The sequence below is a fragment of the Synechococcus sp. genome (assembly GCF_982614295.1).
Window position 1 is genome coordinate 26,666 of record NZ_CEXBMR010000020.1, and the last position, 1,123, is coordinate 27,788.

The 1,123-nt window shown below is 50.2% G+C and carries 3 protein-coding genes; all 3 read left to right on the plus strand.

Features of this window, described 5'->3' with window-relative positions:
* The first annotated feature begins 76 nt into the window (after positions 1-76).
* On the plus strand, positions 77-790 hold the full coding sequence (locus AC2JC8_RS05040; RefSeq protein WP_484419821.1) for a DevA family ABC transporter ATP-binding protein: 714 nt from the start codon (positions 77-79) through the stop codon (positions 788-790).
* A gap of 27 nt (positions 791-817) precedes the next feature.
* A complete protein-coding gene (locus AC2JC8_RS05045) occupies positions 818-973 on the plus strand; it encodes a hypothetical protein (protein ID WP_106500986.1) in 156 nt (51 codons plus the stop codon).
* Between the two features lie 13 nt (positions 974-986).
* The coding region (locus AC2JC8_RS05050) for a glycosyltransferase family 2 protein (RefSeq protein WP_484594296.1) at positions 987-1,123 on the plus strand (137 nt) is incomplete at its 3' end.

The window sequence follows — 1,123 nt, forward strand, 5'->3', positions numbered from 1 at the left end:
TTCTTGTGATGTGTTTGGGCTCGGCACTATTGGCGATGCGAAAATTAGCTGATGCAGATCCTGCCGAAATTTTTTAATGGATCTTCAAAACACTGCTCCTTTAATTAATGCCGATGGCCTATGCCATAGCTACGGCAAAGGTGCGATGAGTCGATTGGTATTGGAAAATATTCAGCTACGTCTTAATCCTGGCGAGGTGGTTTTGCTAACAGGTCCGTCAGGTTGCGGCAAAACAACCTTGCTCACATTGATCGGCGCGCTGCGCAGCGTTCAGCAAGGCAATTTAGAGGTGTTGGGAGTTTCATTAAAAGGTGCAAATCGGGAGCAGTGCCGTGGGGTGCGCTCAAATATCGGCATGATTTTTCAAGGCCATAATCTGCTGCGTTGTCTTACCGCTGAGCAAAACGTTCAAATGGGCGCAGACCTTCTCCCCGGAACTAGTTACGGATCCAGACGCGCTATGGCGAGGGAATGGTTGCGAGCAGTGGGTTTGGGCGACCAACTGAACAAACTCCCCCACGATTTATCCGGGGGCCAGAAGCAACGGGTGGCCATTGCAAGAGCCCTTGCAGCAAAACCAAAATTGCTTCTAGCCGACGAGCCCACCGCCGCATTAGATGGTCGAACTGGTAGGGAAGTTGTTGAGTTGCTCCAATCGCTCGCTAAAGATCAAGGCTGCGGTGTGTTGATGGTTACCCATGACCCACGCATCCTTGACATAGCAGATCGTTTGATCCAGATGGAGGACGGTCAATTGCAGGAAGTGAATCTGAGTGACCCGTCAGGCTAAAGTTTTCGTATCTATGGGGTTGATTCTTTGTCTAAGCGCAGAAACTTAAAACGGGAAAAGCAAGAGCGCAACCGTGCCTACGCCCGTAAATTCAAAAAACGCAAGCTGCGCAATGATGGTCGTGGTGAAGGTGCCGGCAACGGCGTTACCGGTACTGCCAACAACGGTGGCGCTGCCGATTAATCCGCAGGTATAGATGCTTTTTAGCATTGTTATTCCAACCTATAATCGTTTGCCAATATTGAGCAAATGCCTGGCTGCCCTTGAAGCCCAGAAGGGTTTGGAGCAAGGCGACCATTTTGAGGTTGTATTGGTAGACGACGGTTCCACGGA

Excerpts from the sequence above, each read along its gene's own strand:
- AC2JC8_RS05040 (WP_484419821.1), top strand. The coding sequence starts at position 77 with ATGGATCTTCAAAACACTGCTCCTTTAATTAATGCCGATGGCCTATGC.